Source organism: Paucibacter sp. KBW04 (assembly GCF_003852425.1).
Taxonomy (GTDB): Bacteria; Pseudomonadota; Gammaproteobacteria; order Burkholderiales; family Burkholderiaceae_C; genus Paucibacter_A.
Map to the genome: position 1 here is coordinate 157908 of NZ_QAJN01000008.1, position 14197 is coordinate 172104.

The window sequence follows — 14197 nt, forward strand, 5'->3', positions numbered from 1 at the left end:
TATGGGTATTGCGAGTCGAGACAGTTTGCGCGCCTGGTTGCGCGCGCCGGGCTCTTTGAGCCGTCGCCTGGCCCGTCTGGGTCAGCATTTCGAGGTCCAAATTCTGCGCCAGGGCACGCATCCTTTGCGCGCGCAGGAGCTCAAGGCCTTGGGTCTGCCGCGCCGCGGCTGTACGTTTGTTCGTGAAGTTATTCTGCGTGTTGATGGGGCTCCGCTGGTGTGGGCCCGCTCGTCTTTGCACACAACAGCCCTGGCCGGGCCATGGGCCGCACTGAAAGGTTTGGGCGCCAAGCCGCTGGCCAATTTGCTCTACGCCGACCCGCGCGTGAAGCGCAGCGAACTGCAGCCCAGGCGACTTTCCCGTAACGGCCACACTCGACGGCAGATGCAAAAACAGTGGTTGCACGCAACGGGCGCTCCGCCATCCGCACAAATGTTGTGGTCACGTAATTCGGTATTCAGTCGGGGCGGCGCGGACTTACGCGTGATGGAGCTTTTCGTGCCGGATTTGGCAGGCATCTCACCCAAACTAGGGGGGGGTAGGCAAGGCGTTAGGACGGGGTGCGGCTCTAAACTGTGAGCCACAGGGAGGTTCATCAAGCAGTTTGAGGAATCTCATGAAAACCCGAGATATTGTCATTTTCAGCGGTCAGCAATTTTCTGTTCCGCAGTGCATTCAACGTATCGATCATCAGTCCACCCATGGCTGGCAACTTCGCTACGGCGGCACCAAACTGTTCTCTGATCATTCGCAGGACGGTAGCGGCGCAGCAGCGGCGTTGGCGGCAGCCACCAAGGAATTGTTGAGTCGAATTGCCAAGTTGCCGGCGCCGTCACGCCTGCAACGTCGGCCCAGCGGCAACAAGGGCAGCAGCCTGCCGGTGGGTATCTCCGGCCCTATCGTGCGTCAGCGCGCCAGCAGCCGGGTACGTGATTGCAGCTTTGCCGTGTCTCTGCCGCGTTTCGGTGGTTCGCCACGTGGTCGCAGCGTCTACATCGGTACCGAAAACACCTACACGGTGGAGAAGTACCAAGCCGCTCTGGCCAAGGCCGTGGAGTTGCGTGAGCAGGCCGAAGAGGCTTACCAGCGCGCCGCCACCAAGGCCAAGCGGGTGGAGGCGAAAAACCTCAAGGCCGCGCTGAAGGGCTCGCAGTAAGCGCAAGCGGAGAAGAGGCATGCTTGCCTCGGCGTTGACGATCTTTGCCGCGTGCGGCAAGTTCAACGCATCGCCAGATCCAGCACCGTCCCCACGAAGACGGCGAAACCCAGCCAGTGGTTTTCGCGGAAGGCTTTGAAACATCCTTCGCGGCTGCGATCCTTGATCAAGCGGTAGTGCCAGAGCACCTGTGCGGCGGCCACGGCCACGCCCGTTAAGAAAATCCATCCCAGGCCCAAGCGCAGGCCCAGTGCGGCCCAGCTGCCCAGATAGATGGCGTAGAACGCCATCACACCGATCACATCGAAGCGGCCCAGCGTCAGCGCTGAGGTCTTGATGCCGATGCGGATGTCATCGTCGCGGTCGACCATGGCGTATTCGGTGTCATAGGCCAGCACCCAGAACAGATTGGCCACCAGCAGGGCCCAGGCCGAGCGCGGCACCGCCGCCTGGATGGCCGCGAGGCTCCATTCATTGCCGCCCAGCGCGGCCGCAAATGCCATGGGGATGCCGAAGCTGAAGGCCACGCCCAGCACCGCTTGCGGCATGTTCAGCACCCGCTTGGCATAGGGGTAGAGCAGGGTCACCGCCAGCGCGGCGAAGGACAGCAGAATCGTCGGCGCATTGGTCGTCAGCACCAGGCCGAAGGAGGCCAGGGCCAGCAGCGCGCCCAGGCCTAAGGCCTCTTTGACCGAGACCGCGCCGCTGGTGACGGGGCGATTGGCCGTGCGTTTGACATGCTTGTCGAAGTCGCGGTCGGCCACGTCGTTGACGCAGCAACCGGCCGAGCGCATCAACACGGTGCCCAGGGTGAAGACCGTCAGCAAATGCCAGCCCGGCCAGCCATCGGCCGCAATCCACAGAGCCGACAAAGTGGGCCACAAAAGCAGCAGCCAGCCGGCCGGCCTATCCCAGCGGATCAGCTGGAGGTAGAGCTGCAAGCGGGTGGGGGTGGCGCTGGAAGAAGAGGCGGTGGAACTCATGGCCGCCATTGTCGCGCTGGTCGCGCCCGTCTCAAGCCGGTGTGGCGAGGCGGCGCAACAGCGCCGGCGAGACACCGCGCAAGGCCTTGAAGCGATGGCTGAGATGGCTGGCGCTGGCAAAGCCGCAGTCGGCCGCAATTTGCGCTAGAGGCAGCTGGCCTTGCTGCAGCAGCAGGGCTTCGGCCCGGGCCAAGCGGCGTTGGCTGATCCAGGCGTGGACCGAGCAGCCCATGCTGAGCCGGAACATGCGGGCGAAGTGGAACTCCGACAGATTCACCAGCGCGGCCAAGTGGCTTAGGCCCAGCAGCTCTGGCCCTTCGGCCAGATGTTGCTCCACAAACTCCAGCACCCGGCGCCGCATGGGGCCGCTCAAGCCACCGCGCGTACGCAGGGCGGCCTGGGCGGCGCGTGGCCTGGCCGCTTGCAGCACCAGATGGTCCAGCGCGGCATGGCTGAGTTGATGAGCATGCAGGCGCGCGCTGGCCTGGTCTTGCCAGGCCAGGCCAGCGATGCGGGCCGCCCAGTCGCTCAGGCGAGGGTCCTCGCCAAAGATGCGTTCTTCCAGCGTGATGGCGCGGGGCTCGGCGTCCAGCAGGCGCACCACCCGATCGGCCCAGGCGATGTCGGAGACATAGAGGTGCACAAAGCGCAGCGGGCCGCGGATCTGCCACTCGGACTCATGCTCGGCCGGCAGCAGGCAGTAACGCCCGGGCGCGCCGGTGTCTTGCGGGTGGCCGCGGCGATGCGTGTCATGGCCGCCCTGCAGATAGACCGAGAGCGTGTGATGGCCGGGCTGGCGGTAGCTGGTTTGGTCGGCCTCGTTGCGCCACTGGGCCAGGCGCAGCGCATCGCCCAGCTCGGCGCTGCGCTCCAGCCGCGCGCGCGATTGGCTCAGCACCGCAAAGACTTGGGTGCTGCCGTCCTCGGGGCTGGGGGGCAGGCTGTTCACGGCCTGATGGTAGCGCCGGGTGCTGGGCCCGTAGCGGGCAGCTGCTGCAAAAGCGCAGGATTGTGCAAGCGCGCCTTGGCCCGGCCCGCCATGCTTGGCCAGGCCGCATGGGCGGCGCTGGAGTTACGCAATGAATCTCTTTCTGTACGGCCTGGTGGTGCTGATCTGGGGCACGACCTGGATCGCTCTGAAATGGCAGCTGGGCCCCGTGCCCATCCCCTTGTCCATCGCCTACCGCTTTGGCCTGGCGGCCTTGATCTTGTTTGCCTGGGCGCTTTGGACGCAGCGCCTGCGCTTGCCCAGAGGCCGGGTTGCCCTGTGGATAGGCGGGCAGGGCCTGTGCCTGTTCTGCCTCAACTTCGTCTGCTTTCTCAATGCCAGCCAGACCCTGGCCAGCGGCCTGGTGGCCGTGGTGTTTTCCAGCGCCACGCTTTGGAACGCCTTGCTGGCCCGGCTGATCCATGGCCGCCGCATCGCGCCCCAGGTGATGTGGGGTGGCGCCCTGGGTTTGACGGGTCTGCTCTGCCTGTTTTGGCCCGAGATCAGCGGCCATGGCGCGGGTGCGCCTACCTTGATCGGCCTGACCTGGGCCTTGGCGGGCACCCTGTGTTTCTCCAGCGGCAATCTGCTCTCGGCGGCCTTGCAAGCCGAGGGCTGGGCGCCGGTGCATAGCAATGCCTGGGGCATGTTGGTGGGCACCGTCGTCTTGCTGGTCTACTGCTTGTTGGCGGGCGTGCCCTGGGCTTACGACAGCAGCGGCTGGCTTTACACCGGGGCCTTGCTTTACCTGGCGATTCCGGGCTCGGTGATCGGCTTTACTGCCTATCTGACCCTGGTGGGGCGGCTGGGGCCGGAGCGGGCAGCGTACTGCACCGTCTTGTTCCCCATCGTGGCCTTGAATGTCTCGGCCTGGGCGGAGGGCTACCGCTGGACTTTGCCCGGCATGCTTGGCTTGGGCCTGGTGATGGCGGGCAATGTGCTGGTGTTCCGGCGGCCCAATGCGCCAGCGGCGGCGGCTTTGCGGCCGGCTTGATGAACTCAGTGGGCGGCGATCACGCGGTTGCGGCCTAGCTCCTTGGCTTGGTAAAGCGCCTGGTCGGCCGCCGCCACCAGGCGTTCGGCCACGGCCGAGGCCTCCACACCGGCGGTGTCACCCGGCAGCATGGCCAGGCCCAGCGAAGCGGTGACGCTCAACGCCGCGGGTGCGGCCGGGGCCTCGTTGCTGGCGCTGCCCAGCATGGGGGCGGCGGCGACAAAGCGCTGCTGGGCCACGCTGCCGCGTATGCGCTCGGCAATCTCGCGGGCGAACTCGGCCGAGGTCTGCGGCAGCAGCACGACGAACTCCTCGCCGCCGTAGCGGGCAATCGTGTCACCGGCACGCAGCTGGCCCTGGATCAGATGGCCGATGCCGCGCAAGACTTCGTCGCCGGTCGCATGGCCGAACTGGTCGTTGATGCTCTTGAACTTGTCCACATCGAGGAACAAGCAGGCCAGGGGGTGGCGATAGCGCCGCGCCTGGGCAATCTCGATCAGGCAGCGGTGCTCGAAATAGCGGCGGTTGTGCACGCCGGTCAGGGTGTCGGTGAGGCCCACGCGCTTGAGGCGTTCTTGGTTGAAGGCGCTCTCCAGGCAGACGGCCACGATATTGGCCAGGCGCTCCAGCAAATGGGTGCCGGTCGTGGCCTCATAACGCGCCGCATCGACGCTGCCGAAATGCAGGCCGCCGATCAGCTGGCCATGGCGGGCCAGGGGCAGCAAGGCCATGGAGCGGATCTCCGCGCTGGCCGCCGGTGCGAACAGCTGCGCATGCAGCGCGGCATCGAAGGCGCCCAGCAAGGGTTTGCGGGTGCCGCAGTAGACGGCTTCGAGTAGCTTGGCGCCGCTATGGGCCGGGTAGAGGCGCAAGCCGGGCAGGGCGTCCAGGGTGCCGGTCTCGGTCTGCAACATGCGGTCGACCTCGCCGGCTGGGTCGAGCAGCACCAAGGCCACATGGTCGATGGCGAAGGCTTGCTTGTAGGCCGTCAGCAGCAGGCTCACCAGGTCGAGCAGGGAGTGGGCAGCGATCAGCTGATGCTCTAGCCGCTCAAAGCGCCGCATCTTGTCTTCGTTGAGCCTGGCCTCTTGGAGCAAACCCTGCAGTTGCTGCTTGAGGACTTGGTTTTCTTCGGCCAGAAGTTCGCTGCTATTCATCCGGGGCGGCAATCGTGGGCTGCTGGTGATGCTGGCAGCTTAGCCCAGAAACGCTCGGCGTCCAGCGGCCCAGATGAGGGGGGATGGTGGCGGCGTTGGGGCGCCGCCACCCCGCCGCGCTCTCAGGGCTCCAGGTAGGCAAAAGCGCAGGAGAAATCCAGCCCGCCATGACCTTGCGCGCTGAGGCGTTGGTACTGCTGGCGGGCCAGCTCGCCCAGGGGCGTGGCGGCTGCATGGCTTTGTGCGGCCTCGACCGCCAAGCCCAAGTCCTTGAGCATCAAGTCCACGCCGAAGCCGCCCTGGTAGCCGCGCGAGGCCGGTGCAGTAGGCATCACGCCGGGGCAGGGGTTGTAGACCTCCAGCGCCCAGTTGCGGCCCGAGCTTTTGCTCATGATTTGCGATAGCGCCGCCGGGTCCATGCCGTTGGCCATGCCCAGCCGCAGGGCTTCGGAGGTGCCCAGCATCAGAATGCCCAAAAGCATGTTGTTGCAGACCTTGGCCGTCTGGCCGCAGCCGCTGGCACCGGCGTGAAAGATATTGCTGCCCATTTTTTCCAGCCAGGGCCGGGCGCGCTCCAGCGCTGCGGCTTCACCGCCCACCATAAAGGTCAGCGTGCCGGCCTGGGCGCCGGCCGTGCCACCCGAGACGGGCGCATCGATCATGACCATGCCGCATTCGGCAGCGGCCTGGGCGACGCGTATGGCCGCGGCCGGGGCGATGGTGGAGCAGTCGATCAAGAGCGCCCCCGCCTTGGCATGGGCCAGGATGCCGCCCTCGGCCTCCAGATAAGCGCCCTCCACATGGCGCGAGGCGGGCAGCATGGTGATGATCACATCGGCCCCGGTCACCGCATCGGCGATGGAGGCGGCGCGGCGCGCACCTGCGGCCTCGGCTTGAGTTAGCGGGGCCTCGGCGAGGTCGTAGCAGCTCAGGGCCAGGCCGGCCTTGAGCAGATTCAAGGCCATGGGCAGGCCCATATGGCCCAGGCCGATGAAGGCGGTTTTCATGCGCAGCTCCTTCTCACAAGGCTATGGTGGTGTTGACGCGGGCGCTGCTGCCCTGACCGGGCTCGTACCAGCGCGCGGTAACGGTCTTGCTCTGGGTCCAGAAGCTCAGGGCCTGTTTGCCGTTAGGCCCCAGATCGCCCAGCTTGGAGGCGCGTGAGCCGGTGAAGCTGAAGTAAGCCACCGGCACCGGGATGGGCACATTGATGCCGACCTGGCCTACATCGATCTCGTTCTGGTATTTGCGTGCCGCCCAGCCGCTGGAGGTGAAGATGGAGGTGCCGTTGCCATTCGGGTTGGCGTTGACGAAGGCGATGGCTTCATCCAGGCTGTCCACGGCGATGACGCAGAGCACGGGGCCGAAGATCTCCTCGTCGTAGATCGCCATGCCGGGCTTCACCTCTGAAAAAATGGTCGGGCCTATGAAGTTGCCGCGCTCGAAGCCGGGCACCACGCAATCGCGGCCGTCCAGCAGCAGGCGGGCGCCCTGGGCCTCGCCCGTGCCGACCAGGCGGCGCACCCGCTCCAGCGCGCGCGGGTTGACCAAGGGGCCCACATCGACCTGGCGGTCGGTGCCCGGGCCCACCTTCATGGCCTTGGACTTGGCGACGATCTCGGGCAGCCAGCTCTGCGCCTCGCCCACCAGCAGCAAGACCGAGTTGGCCATGCAGCGCTGGCCGGCCGCGCCAAAGGCCGAGCCGATCAGGTTGTTGATAGCCTGCTCCTTGTTGGCATCGGGCAAGACCACGCAATGGTTTTTGGCCCCCATCATGGCCTGCACCCGCTTGCCCGCCTCGCTGGCGCGGCGGTAGATATGCGTGCCGACCTGGGTCGAGCCGATGAAGGAAATGGCCTTGATGTCCGGGTGATCGCAAAGGGCGTCCGCCACCTCGGGCCCGCCGTGGATGACGTTGAGCACGCCCGGCGGCAGACCGGCCTGCTGGGCCAGCTCGGCCAGCAGCAGGGTGGCGCTGGGGTCTTGCTCCGAGGGCTTGAGCACAAAGCAGTTGCCGGTGGCCACGGCCAGCGGGAACATGAAGCAGGGCAGCATGACGGGGAAGTTGAAGGCGGTGATGCCCGCGCCCACGCCCAGAGGCTGCAGCAGGTTGTAGACCTCGACGCCGCTGGCGGCGTTCTCCGCGATCTCGCCCAGCTGCAAGGTAGGAATAGAGCAGGCATGCTCGATCACCTCCAGGCCTCGGCCGACCTCGCCCTCGGCATCGGGCAGGGTCTTGCCATGCTCGCGGGTGATCAGCTCGGCCAGGCGCGGCGTGTTCTCACGCACCAGCTGTTGCAGCTTGAGCATGATGCGCATGCGGCTGCCCAAGGAGCTATTGCGCCAGCTGGCAAAGGCCTTTTTGGCGCTGGCCACGGCCACGTCCACCTCGGCCGCCGTGGCCATGGGCACACGGGCCACGACTTCTTGCGTGGCGGGGTTGATCACGTCGCGCCACTGCGTGCTGGCGGAGGCATAGGGCTTGCCATCGATCAGATGGCTCAGGCGGGGGATGTTGTCGCTCATGGTGTGTGGAGGCTCGGGCTTATTTTTTGGTGACCAGCTCGCAGCTGGATTGCTCCAGCGGCTTGAAGGCTTGGGCGGCGGGGATGGTGTTGATCAGCTTGTAATAGTCCCAAGGCGCCTTGGACTCGGCCGGCTTCTTGACCTGGAAGAGGTACATATCGTGGATGACTCGGCCGTCCGGCCGAATGCTGGCATTGCGCATCACCGCGTCCTCGATGGGCAGCTCGCGCATCTTCTTGGCCACCAGGCTGGAGTCGTCGCTGCCCAGGGCCGCGACCGACTTCAGGTAATGCAAGACGCTGGAATAGACGCCCGCATGCACCATGGTCGGCTTGCCGCCCTTGTGCAGCTTGGCGAAGCGGGCGGCAAAGCCGCGGGTGGCCTCGTCCATATCCCAGTAAAAACCGTCGGTAAAGCTCAGGCCCTGCGCCGTCTCCAGGCCCAAGGCATGCACATCGGTGAGGAAGACCAGCAAGGCCGCGATCTGCTGATCCTTGCCGCCGACGCCGAACTCGCGCGCCGCCTTGATGGCATTGACCGTGTCCTGCGCGCCATTGGCCAGGCCGATGACCTGGGCCTTGGAGCTTTGCGCCTGCAGCAAGAAGGAAGAGAAATCGCTGGCGCCCAGCGGGTGCTTGACGCTGCCCAGCACCTTGCCGCCGTTGGCGCGCACGATCTCGCTGGTGTCCTTCTCCAGCGAGTGGCCGAAGGCGTAGTCCACGGTCAGGAAGTACCAGCTCTTCAGGCCGCTCTTGGTCAGCGTGGCCGCCGCGCCATTGGCCATGGCATAGGTGTCGAACATCCAGTGAAAGCCATTGGGCGCGCAGTCCTCATTGGTCAATCGGGTGGTCGCCGGGCCGCTGTAGAGGGCGATGCCGCCTTTTTCCTTGATCAGCTTTTGGACGGCCAAGGCACCGGCCGAGTTGGTCAGATCGGCCAGGGCATCGACCTTGTCGCGGTCCAGCCATTCGCGCGCCTTGCCGGAGGCGATGTCGGGCTTGTTCTGGTGGTCGGCCGAGAGCAGCTCGATCTTCATGCCCTTGCATGGCCCGCGCAGGCAGTCGTCCACCGCCATCTGCGCGGCCACCACCGAGCCCGGCCCGCCCATGCCCGAGTAGGCGCCAGACATATCGGTGAGGATGCCGATCTTGACCACGCCGTCCGAGATTTGGCCGGGTGCGGCGAAGGCTTGCAGGGGGCTGAGCAGGGCGAGCGTGCAGGCTGCAACAGCGCTGGCCTTCAACTTCAAGAGCTTGGGTGTCATGTCTTTGTCTCCGGTATTTTTTTGGCCCGGCCGGGGAGGCTGGTGGGCCGAATGTAGGCCGGTACGGATGCAAGGCGAAGCGAGGAAAATGCGCAGCAAGCTTGCAAATTTGCCCGCTCCTGGATAACCCGGAAGGACCCGACCTTGAACATGAATTGGGACAATCTGCGCGTCTTTCTGGCCGTGGCCCGCCAGGGTTCGGCCATGGAGGCGGCGGCCACGCTGGGCCTGGATCAGTCCACCATCACCCGCCGTCTCAAGCAACTGGAGCAAGACATAGGCACCCAGCTGTTCGATCGCAGCCCGCAAGGCCATCAGCTCACCGCCATGGGCCAGCGCCTGCTGGAGTCGGTGCAGCGCATCGAGGACACACTCGCCTTGGTGGACGCCGATATCGGCGGCGACAGCCATGTCTTGCACGGCCATGTGCGCCTGGGCGCGACCGAGGGCTTTGGCAGCTTTTTCCTGGCCCCGCATCTGGCGGACTTTTGCGCCCGCCATCCGGCCATCAGCGTGGACCTGCTAGCCGTGCCGCGCTTCGTCAATCTGTCCAAGCGCGAGGCCGACCTGGCCATCAGCATCGAGCGCCCGCGCCAGGGCGCGTACGTGGCCTGCAAGCTGACGGACTACCGCCTGGCCCTCTACGCCACGCCCGAGTACCTGGCCCGCCATGCGCCCATCCAACAGCTGGCCGACTTGCAACAGCACCGTCTGATTGGCTATGTGGACGAGCTGGCCTTCAGCACCGAGCTGCGTTACCTAGCCAAGCTGGCGCCCAATGCGCCCGTGCCCTTGCGCAGCACCAGCATCGTGGCCCAGATGCAGGCGGCTCGCCGCGGCCATGGCCTGGCCGTGCTGCCCTGCTTCATGGCCAGCAGCTGTGCCGATCTGCAAGCCGTGCTGCCGGGCCAGGCCTCGATCTTGCGCAGCTTCTGGCTTTATGCGCCCAAGGAGCAGCGCGATATCGCGCGCGTCAATGCCTTGTGGAAATTTCTGCGCGAGACGGTGGCGCAGCAGCAGGGCTTGTTGATGGAGGAGTGAATGAAGGATTTGTGTGGGAGTCAGCCTGGTGTCCGGGCACGGCCCGCTGCGAACCCGTGGGGTTGAGGGAGTGGTGGCTGCGAGTTAAGAGCTTCCGGCTAACCGACGGGGCCTCATGCTGGCGGGCAGGCTTGAACGTACTCGCGGCTTGGGCCAACTCTCTGGGCCAGTCGCTCGCAAAGTTCCCGATTCTCGAAAGAGCATGTTCTCAGCCGCTTCAGCAAACGGCAAGCGGTGTTGGACTTATTGATCTCAACGATTTCTGGATCGTAGAAGACGCCAAGAAGCACCCATTCAAGAAAGGCCGGGTCCTGAGAGGCGAGGCGCTTTAACTCGTCAAGTTTCGACCATTCGCGATCCAGGAGCCTTGTCTTGTAGGCGCTGAGTCGTTCCGCCTGCGCGCCGTCGGAGCACAAGCCTTTGTAGCGCTTGAAGTACGTATGGGCCTGGTTCCATGACTTGAAGGGGCCGAGATCGAGTTGTCTTTCTGCTCGCGTGCAGTCGACTTGCTGGTTCGAGTTCTGAGCGTATGCACCGAAGCTCAGAAAAATGGCGATGGAGGCGAGCAGGGCGCGTTTCATGAGGCCTCATGTGTTTTGTTGCGACAGCCCCAACCCCCTCTACCAGCACCCTGCTGTATAGAACCGGCGATTTAATCCGTCTACAGAATTTGGTCTGCTGGCACAAAATGTTTGATGGGCTGCAATTTACACCCCATCAAACTCTCGCCAAAAGCGGCAGCTTGCGCTAAGCCCCCAGCCCGGGTTAAGAGGCCGGGGCTGAGTGACGAAACCGCGCTTACCTGCTCTTCCCTCTCAATGCTTCCCGCCGCCGCGCCTCTCCCACAGCGCCAGGGCCTCACCCACCACACCACGCCTGAATGCCAGCACGCAGACGATGAAGATCAGGCCCGTCACCAGGCTGACCGACTCGCCCAGGCCGTTGAACCAGGCCACGCCGGTCAGCTCGGCCAGGGCCTTGCCCAGGTCGCCGATCTTGTTCTCCAGCGCGATGATGATCAGCGCGCCCACCATGGGGCCGATCAAGGTGCCCATGCCGCCCACCAGAGTCATCAGGATGACGGCGCCCGAGGTGGTCCACAAGGCATCGGTCAAAGTGGCAAAGCCCAGCACCAGGGTCTTGGTGGCCCCGGCCAGGCCGGCCAGGGTGGCCGAGAGCACAAAGGCCAAGAGCTTGAACTTGTCCACGTCATAGCCCAGCGAGGTGGCGCGGGCCTCGTTCTCGCGGATGGAGGTCAGCACCTGGCCGAAGGGCGAATTCACGGTGCGGTAGATCAACCAGAAGGCGGCGATAAAGATCGCCAGCACCACGTAGTAAAGCGTGAGGTCGTTCTCCAGATTGAGGCCGAAGAAAGTGCCGCGCGGCACCGACTGCAGGCCGTCCTCGCCGCCGGTGAAGGGCGCTTGCAGGAAGACGAAGTAAAGCATCTGGCTCAGGGCCAGGGTGATCATGGAAAAGTAAATGCCGGTGCGGCGGATCGCCAGCAGGCCAAACACCAGGCCCACGCCGCCCGCAGCCACAGCGCCCACGATCAGGCCCAGCGGCGCGGGCAGGCCCCAGACCTTGAGCGCGTGGCCGGTGGCATAGGCCGCCATGCCCAGAAAGGCGGCGTGGCCAAAGCTGAGCAAACCGGTGAAGCCGATCAGCAAATTGAAGGCGCAGGCAAACAGGGCAAAGCAAAGCACCTTCATCACGAAGATGGGGTAGACGCCCAGGGCCGGCAGCAGGGCGATGGCCAGGAAGAGGGCGCCGTAGCCCAGCAAGGGGTTCTTGTCTTTCACGGTGGGGCGGCTCGCGGCTGAGGTGGCGTTGGCGGTGGACGACGACATCATTTCTCTTTCCCAAACAGGCCAGCGGGACGCACCAGCAGAACAATCGCCATCACGACGAACACGACGGTGCTGGAGGCCTCGGGGTAGAAGACCTTGGTCAGGCCTTCAATCACGCCCAGGCCCAAGCCGGTGATGACCGAGCCCAGGATGGAGCCCATGCCGCCGATCACCACCACGGCGAAGACCACGATGATGAGGTTGGAGCCCATCAGGGCCGAGACCTGCAGAATCGGCGCGGCCAGCACGCCGGCAAAGGCCGCCAGGGCCACGCCGCCGGCGTAGGTCAGCGTGACCAGGCGCGGCACATTGATGCCGAAGGCCTGCACCAGCTTGGGGTTCTCGGTGCCAGCCCTCAGGGTCGCGCCCAGCGAGGTCTTCTCGATCAAGGCCCAGACGCCCAGGCAAACGATCAGCGAGGCCACCACCACCCAGGCGCGGTAATTGGGCAGGATCATGAAGCCGAGATTGGTGGCGCCTTGCAAGGCCTCGGGCACCGAGTACTGCTGGCCCGAGACGCCGTAAAAGGAGCGGAACACGCCCTCCATCACCAGGGTGATGCCGAAGGTCAGGAGCAGGCCGTAGATATGGTCTAACTTGTAAAGCCACTGCAAGAGCAGGCGCTCGATCAGAATGCCCAGCACGCCCACCACCAGGGGAGCGAGCAAAAGCATCATCCAGTAATTGAGGCCCAGGTATTCCAGCCCCATCCAGGCCAGAAAAGCGCCCATCATGTAAAGGGCGCCGTGGGCGAAGTTGATGATGTTGAGCATGCCGAAGATCACGGCCAAGCCCAGCGACAGCATCGCGTAGAAAGAACCATTGACCAGACCCAGCAAAAGCTGGCCCAGCAAAGCAGGCAGGGGGATGCCGAAGAAATCTGTCATGTCGTCAGTCCACGCGCAAAACGTTCAAAGTGGCCAGTGGGAGCTGACCCAGGCCCCGGCCTTGTCGGCCGGGACGCGGGATCAGAGAGTCACTTCTTGACCAGCGGGCACTTGCTGTCGGCCAGCTTGGTGAAGGCCTCGTCGCCAGGGATGCGGGTCACGACCTTGAAGTAGTCCCAAGGCTCGGTGGACTCCTTGGGCGACTTCACCTGCAGCAGGAACATATCGTGCACGCCGCGGCCATCTTCCTTGCGGATATGGCCCTTGGTGTAGAAGTCGTTGATGGGCGTGTCCTTCATCTTGGCCAGCACCTTGTCGGCGTCATCGGTCTTGAGCGCGTCGACGGCCTTCAGGTAATGGGTCACGGCCGAGTAGTCGGCAGCTTGCAGGGAGGAAGGCATGCGCTTCATCTTCTCGAAGAAGCGGCGGCTCCAGGCGCGGGCCTCGGGGCTTTGGTTCCAATACCAGCTATCGGTCAGGTACATGCCTTCGGTGGTCTTCAGGCCCAGCGAGTGGATGTCGTTGATGAACATCAGCAGGCCGGCCATCTTCATGGTCTTGGTGACGCCGAACTCATTGGCCGCCTTGATGGCGTTGATGGTGTCGCCGCCCGCATTGGCCAGGCCGAGGATCTGCGCGCCGCTGCCCTGGGCCTGCAGCAGGAAGGAGGAGAAGTCGTTGGCATTGAGCGGGTGCTTGACCGTGCCCACCACCTTGCCGCCCGAAGCGGCCACCACCTTGGCGGTGTCGGCCTGCAGGGCCTGGCCGAAGGCGTAGTCGGCCTGCAGGAAGTACCAGCTCTTGCCGCCGCCCTTGGTGACGGCCGCGCCCGTGCCATTGGCCAGGGCCACGGTGTCGTAGGCGTAGTGGATGGTGTAGGGCGTGCACTTGTCATTGGTCAGAGCCGAGCTGCCCGCGCCGATGGAGATGAAGGGGCGTTTCTTTTCCGCTGCCACCGTGGCCATGGCCAGATTGGCGCCGGAGTTGGTGCCGCCGATCAGCAGGTCCACGCCCTGGGTGTCTATCCACTCGCGCGCCTTGGAGGCGGCCACATCGGCCTTGTTCTGGTGGTCGGCGAAGATGATTTCGACTTTCTTGCCGGCGGCCATGCCCTTCATATCGGCAATGGCCAGCTTTATGGCTTCCACGCCTCCGGCGCCGTCGATGTCGGCGTAGACGCTGGACATATCGGTGATGAAGCCGATCTTCACCACATCGCCAGAGACTTGGGCCTGGGCAGCGAATGCGCCACAGGCGGTGAGGCTGGCCAAAGCGAGGTGTTTGAGCTTCAGGGTCATGGTTTTGTCTCCTTGGGTTTTGCTTTGAGGCAATCGGTCAACAGATCGGTCA

The 14197-nt window shown here is 64.8% G+C and carries 14 protein-coding genes; 4 read left to right on the forward strand and 10 right to left on the reverse strand.

Annotated features, from left to right (window positions below; translation table 11 throughout):
* Nucleotide 1 precedes the first annotated feature (1 nt).
* Together DBR47_RS25480 and DBR47_RS10430 are read left to right on the forward strand one after the other, a co-directional pair.
* Nucleotides 2-580 carry a chorismate lyase gene (locus DBR47_RS25480; RefSeq protein WP_124449672.1) on the forward strand — a complete coding sequence of 193 codons (579 nt, stop codon included), beginning with the start codon at nt 2-4 and terminating at the stop codon, nt 578-580.
* A 37-nt stretch (nt 581-617) separates the two neighbouring features.
* A complete protein-coding gene (locus tag DBR47_RS10430; RefSeq protein ID WP_124449674.1) occupies nt 618-1157 on the forward strand; it encodes a hypothetical protein in 540 nt (179 codons plus the stop codon).
* A gap of 62 nt (nt 1158-1219) precedes the next feature.
* On the opposite strand, the gene ubiA is transcribed toward DBR47_RS10430, so the two are convergent.
* Both ubiA and DBR47_RS10440 read right to left on the reverse strand, forming a co-directional pair.
* On the reverse strand, nt 1220-2140 hold the full coding sequence (ubiA, locus tag DBR47_RS10435; RefSeq protein ID WP_124449676.1) for a 4-hydroxybenzoate octaprenyltransferase: 921 nt from the start codon (nt 2138-2140) through the stop codon (nt 1220-1222).
* 31 nt (nt 2141-2171) lie between these two features.
* Complete coding sequence (locus DBR47_RS10440) at nt 2172-3089, reverse strand: AraC family transcriptional regulator (RefSeq protein ID WP_231512238.1); 918 nt, start codon at nt 3087-3089, stop codon at nt 2172-2174.
* 130 nt (nt 3090-3219) lie between these two features.
* On the opposite strand from DBR47_RS10440, the gene DBR47_RS10445 reads away from it, so the two are divergent.
* Nucleotides 3220-4122, forward strand: coding sequence for a DMT family transporter (locus tag DBR47_RS10445; RefSeq protein ID WP_124449678.1), 903 nt, complete (start codon nt 3220-3222; stop codon nt 4120-4122).
* Nucleotides 4123-4127: 5 nt separating this feature from the next.
* Here the strand turns inward: DBR47_RS10445 and DBR47_RS10450 are convergent, their stop codons facing one another.
* From DBR47_RS10450 to DBR47_RS10465, 4 genes are all read right to left on the reverse strand, one after another.
* A complete protein-coding gene (locus DBR47_RS10450; RefSeq protein WP_124449680.1) occupies nt 4128-5279 on the reverse strand; it encodes a sensor domain-containing diguanylate cyclase in 1152 nt (383 codons plus the stop codon).
* 122 nt (nt 5280-5401) lie between these two features.
* The gene (gene mmsB / locus DBR47_RS10455) at nt 5402-6286 is read right to left on the reverse strand and encodes a 3-hydroxyisobutyrate dehydrogenase (RefSeq protein WP_124449682.1); all 885 of its coding nucleotides are present in this window, start codon (nt 6284-6286) and stop codon (nt 5402-5404) included.
* Between the two features lie 13 nt (nt 6287-6299).
* Complete coding sequence (locus DBR47_RS10460) at nt 6300-7805, reverse strand: CoA-acylating methylmalonate-semialdehyde dehydrogenase (protein WP_124449684.1); 1506 nt, start codon at nt 7803-7805, stop codon at nt 6300-6302.
* Nucleotides 7806-7824: 19 nt separating this feature from the next.
* The gene (locus DBR47_RS10465; RefSeq protein ID WP_124449686.1) at nt 7825-9069 is read right to left on the reverse strand and encodes an ABC transporter substrate-binding protein; all 1245 of its coding nucleotides are present in this window, start codon (nt 9067-9069) and stop codon (nt 7825-7827) included.
* A 150-nt stretch (nt 9070-9219) separates the two neighbouring features.
* On the opposite strand from DBR47_RS10465, the gene DBR47_RS10470 reads away from it, so the two are divergent.
* Nucleotides 9220-10110 carry a LysR family transcriptional regulator gene (locus DBR47_RS10470; protein ID WP_124450078.1) on the forward strand — a complete coding sequence of 297 codons (891 nt, stop codon included), beginning with the start codon at nt 9220-9222 and terminating at the stop codon, nt 10108-10110.
* Between the two features lie 113 nt (nt 10111-10223).
* Here the strand turns inward: DBR47_RS10470 and DBR47_RS10475 are convergent, their stop codons facing one another.
* The 4 genes from DBR47_RS10475 to DBR47_RS10490 all read right to left on the reverse strand — a co-directional run bounded on the left by DBR47_RS10475 (nt 10224) and on the right by DBR47_RS10490 (nt 14145).
* Nucleotides 10224-10691 (reverse strand): hypothetical protein, encoded by a 468-nt coding sequence (locus DBR47_RS10475; protein ID WP_124449688.1) that lies wholly within the window; start codon nt 10689-10691, stop codon nt 10224-10226.
* A 234-nt stretch (nt 10692-10925) separates the two neighbouring features.
* Nucleotides 10926-11960, reverse strand: coding sequence for a branched-chain amino acid ABC transporter permease (locus tag DBR47_RS10480; protein ID WP_124449690.1), 1035 nt, complete (start codon nt 11958-11960; stop codon nt 10926-10928).
* Nucleotides 11960-12847: a branched-chain amino acid ABC transporter permease gene (locus tag DBR47_RS10485; RefSeq protein ID WP_124449692.1), complete on the reverse strand. Its 888-nt coding sequence runs from the start codon at nt 12845-12847 to the stop codon at nt 11960-11962. The genes DBR47_RS10480 and DBR47_RS10485 overlap by 1 nt, the downstream gene beginning before the upstream one ends.
* 89 nt (nt 12848-12936) lie before the next feature.
* Complete coding sequence (locus DBR47_RS10490; RefSeq protein WP_197046988.1) at nt 12937-14145, reverse strand: ABC transporter substrate-binding protein; 1209 nt, start codon at nt 14143-14145, stop codon at nt 12937-12939.
* Between the last annotated feature and the right edge of the window lie 52 nt (nt 14146-14197).

Bases quoted from the DNA above. Each gene is read 5' to 3' on its own strand.
- DBR47_RS10445 (WP_124449678.1), top strand. From the start codon at position 3,220: ATGAATCTCTTTCTGTACGGCCTGGTGGTGCTGATCTGGGGCACGACC.
- DBR47_RS10485 (WP_124449692.1), bottom strand. From the start codon at position 12,847: ATGACAGATTTCTTCGGCATCCCCCTGCCTGCTTTGCTGGGCCAGCTT.
- DBR47_RS10465 (WP_124449686.1), bottom strand. From the start codon at position 9,069: ATGACACCCAAGCTCTTGAAGTTGAAGGCCAGCGCTGTTGCAGCCTGC.
- DBR47_RS10430 (WP_124449674.1), top strand. From the start codon at position 618: ATGAAAACCCGAGATATTGTCATTTTCAGCGGTCAGCAATTTTCTGTT.
- DBR47_RS10450 (WP_124449680.1), bottom strand. From the start codon at position 5,279: ATGAATAGCAGCGAACTTCTGGCCGAAGAAAACCAAGTCCTCAAGCAG.
- ubiA (WP_124449676.1), bottom strand. From the start codon at position 2,140: ATGAGTTCCACCGCCTCTTCTTCCAGCGCCACCCCCACCCGCTTGCAG.
- DBR47_RS10470 (WP_124450078.1), top strand. From the start codon at position 9,220: ATGAATTGGGACAATCTGCGCGTCTTTCTGGCCGTGGCCCGCCAGGGT.
- DBR47_RS10475 (WP_124449688.1), bottom strand. From the start codon at position 10,691: ATGAAACGCGCCCTGCTCGCCTCCATCGCCATTTTTCTGAGCTTCGGT.
- DBR47_RS10460 (WP_124449684.1), bottom strand. From the start codon at position 7,805: ATGAGCGACAACATCCCCCGCCTGAGCCATCTGATCGATGGCAAGCCC.
- DBR47_RS25480 (WP_124449672.1), top strand. From the start codon at position 2: ATGGGTATTGCGAGTCGAGACAGTTTGCGCGCCTGGTTGCGCGCGCCG.
- DBR47_RS10490 (WP_197046988.1), bottom strand. From the start codon at position 14,145: ATGACCCTGAAGCTCAAACACCTCGCTTTGGCCAGCCTCACCGCCTGT.
- DBR47_RS10480 (WP_124449690.1), bottom strand. From the start codon at position 11,960: ATGTCGTCGTCCACCGCCAACGCCACCTCAGCCGCGAGCCGCCCCACC.
- mmsB (WP_124449682.1), bottom strand. From the start codon at position 6,286: ATGAAAACCGCCTTCATCGGCCTGGGCCATATGGGCCTGCCCATGGCC.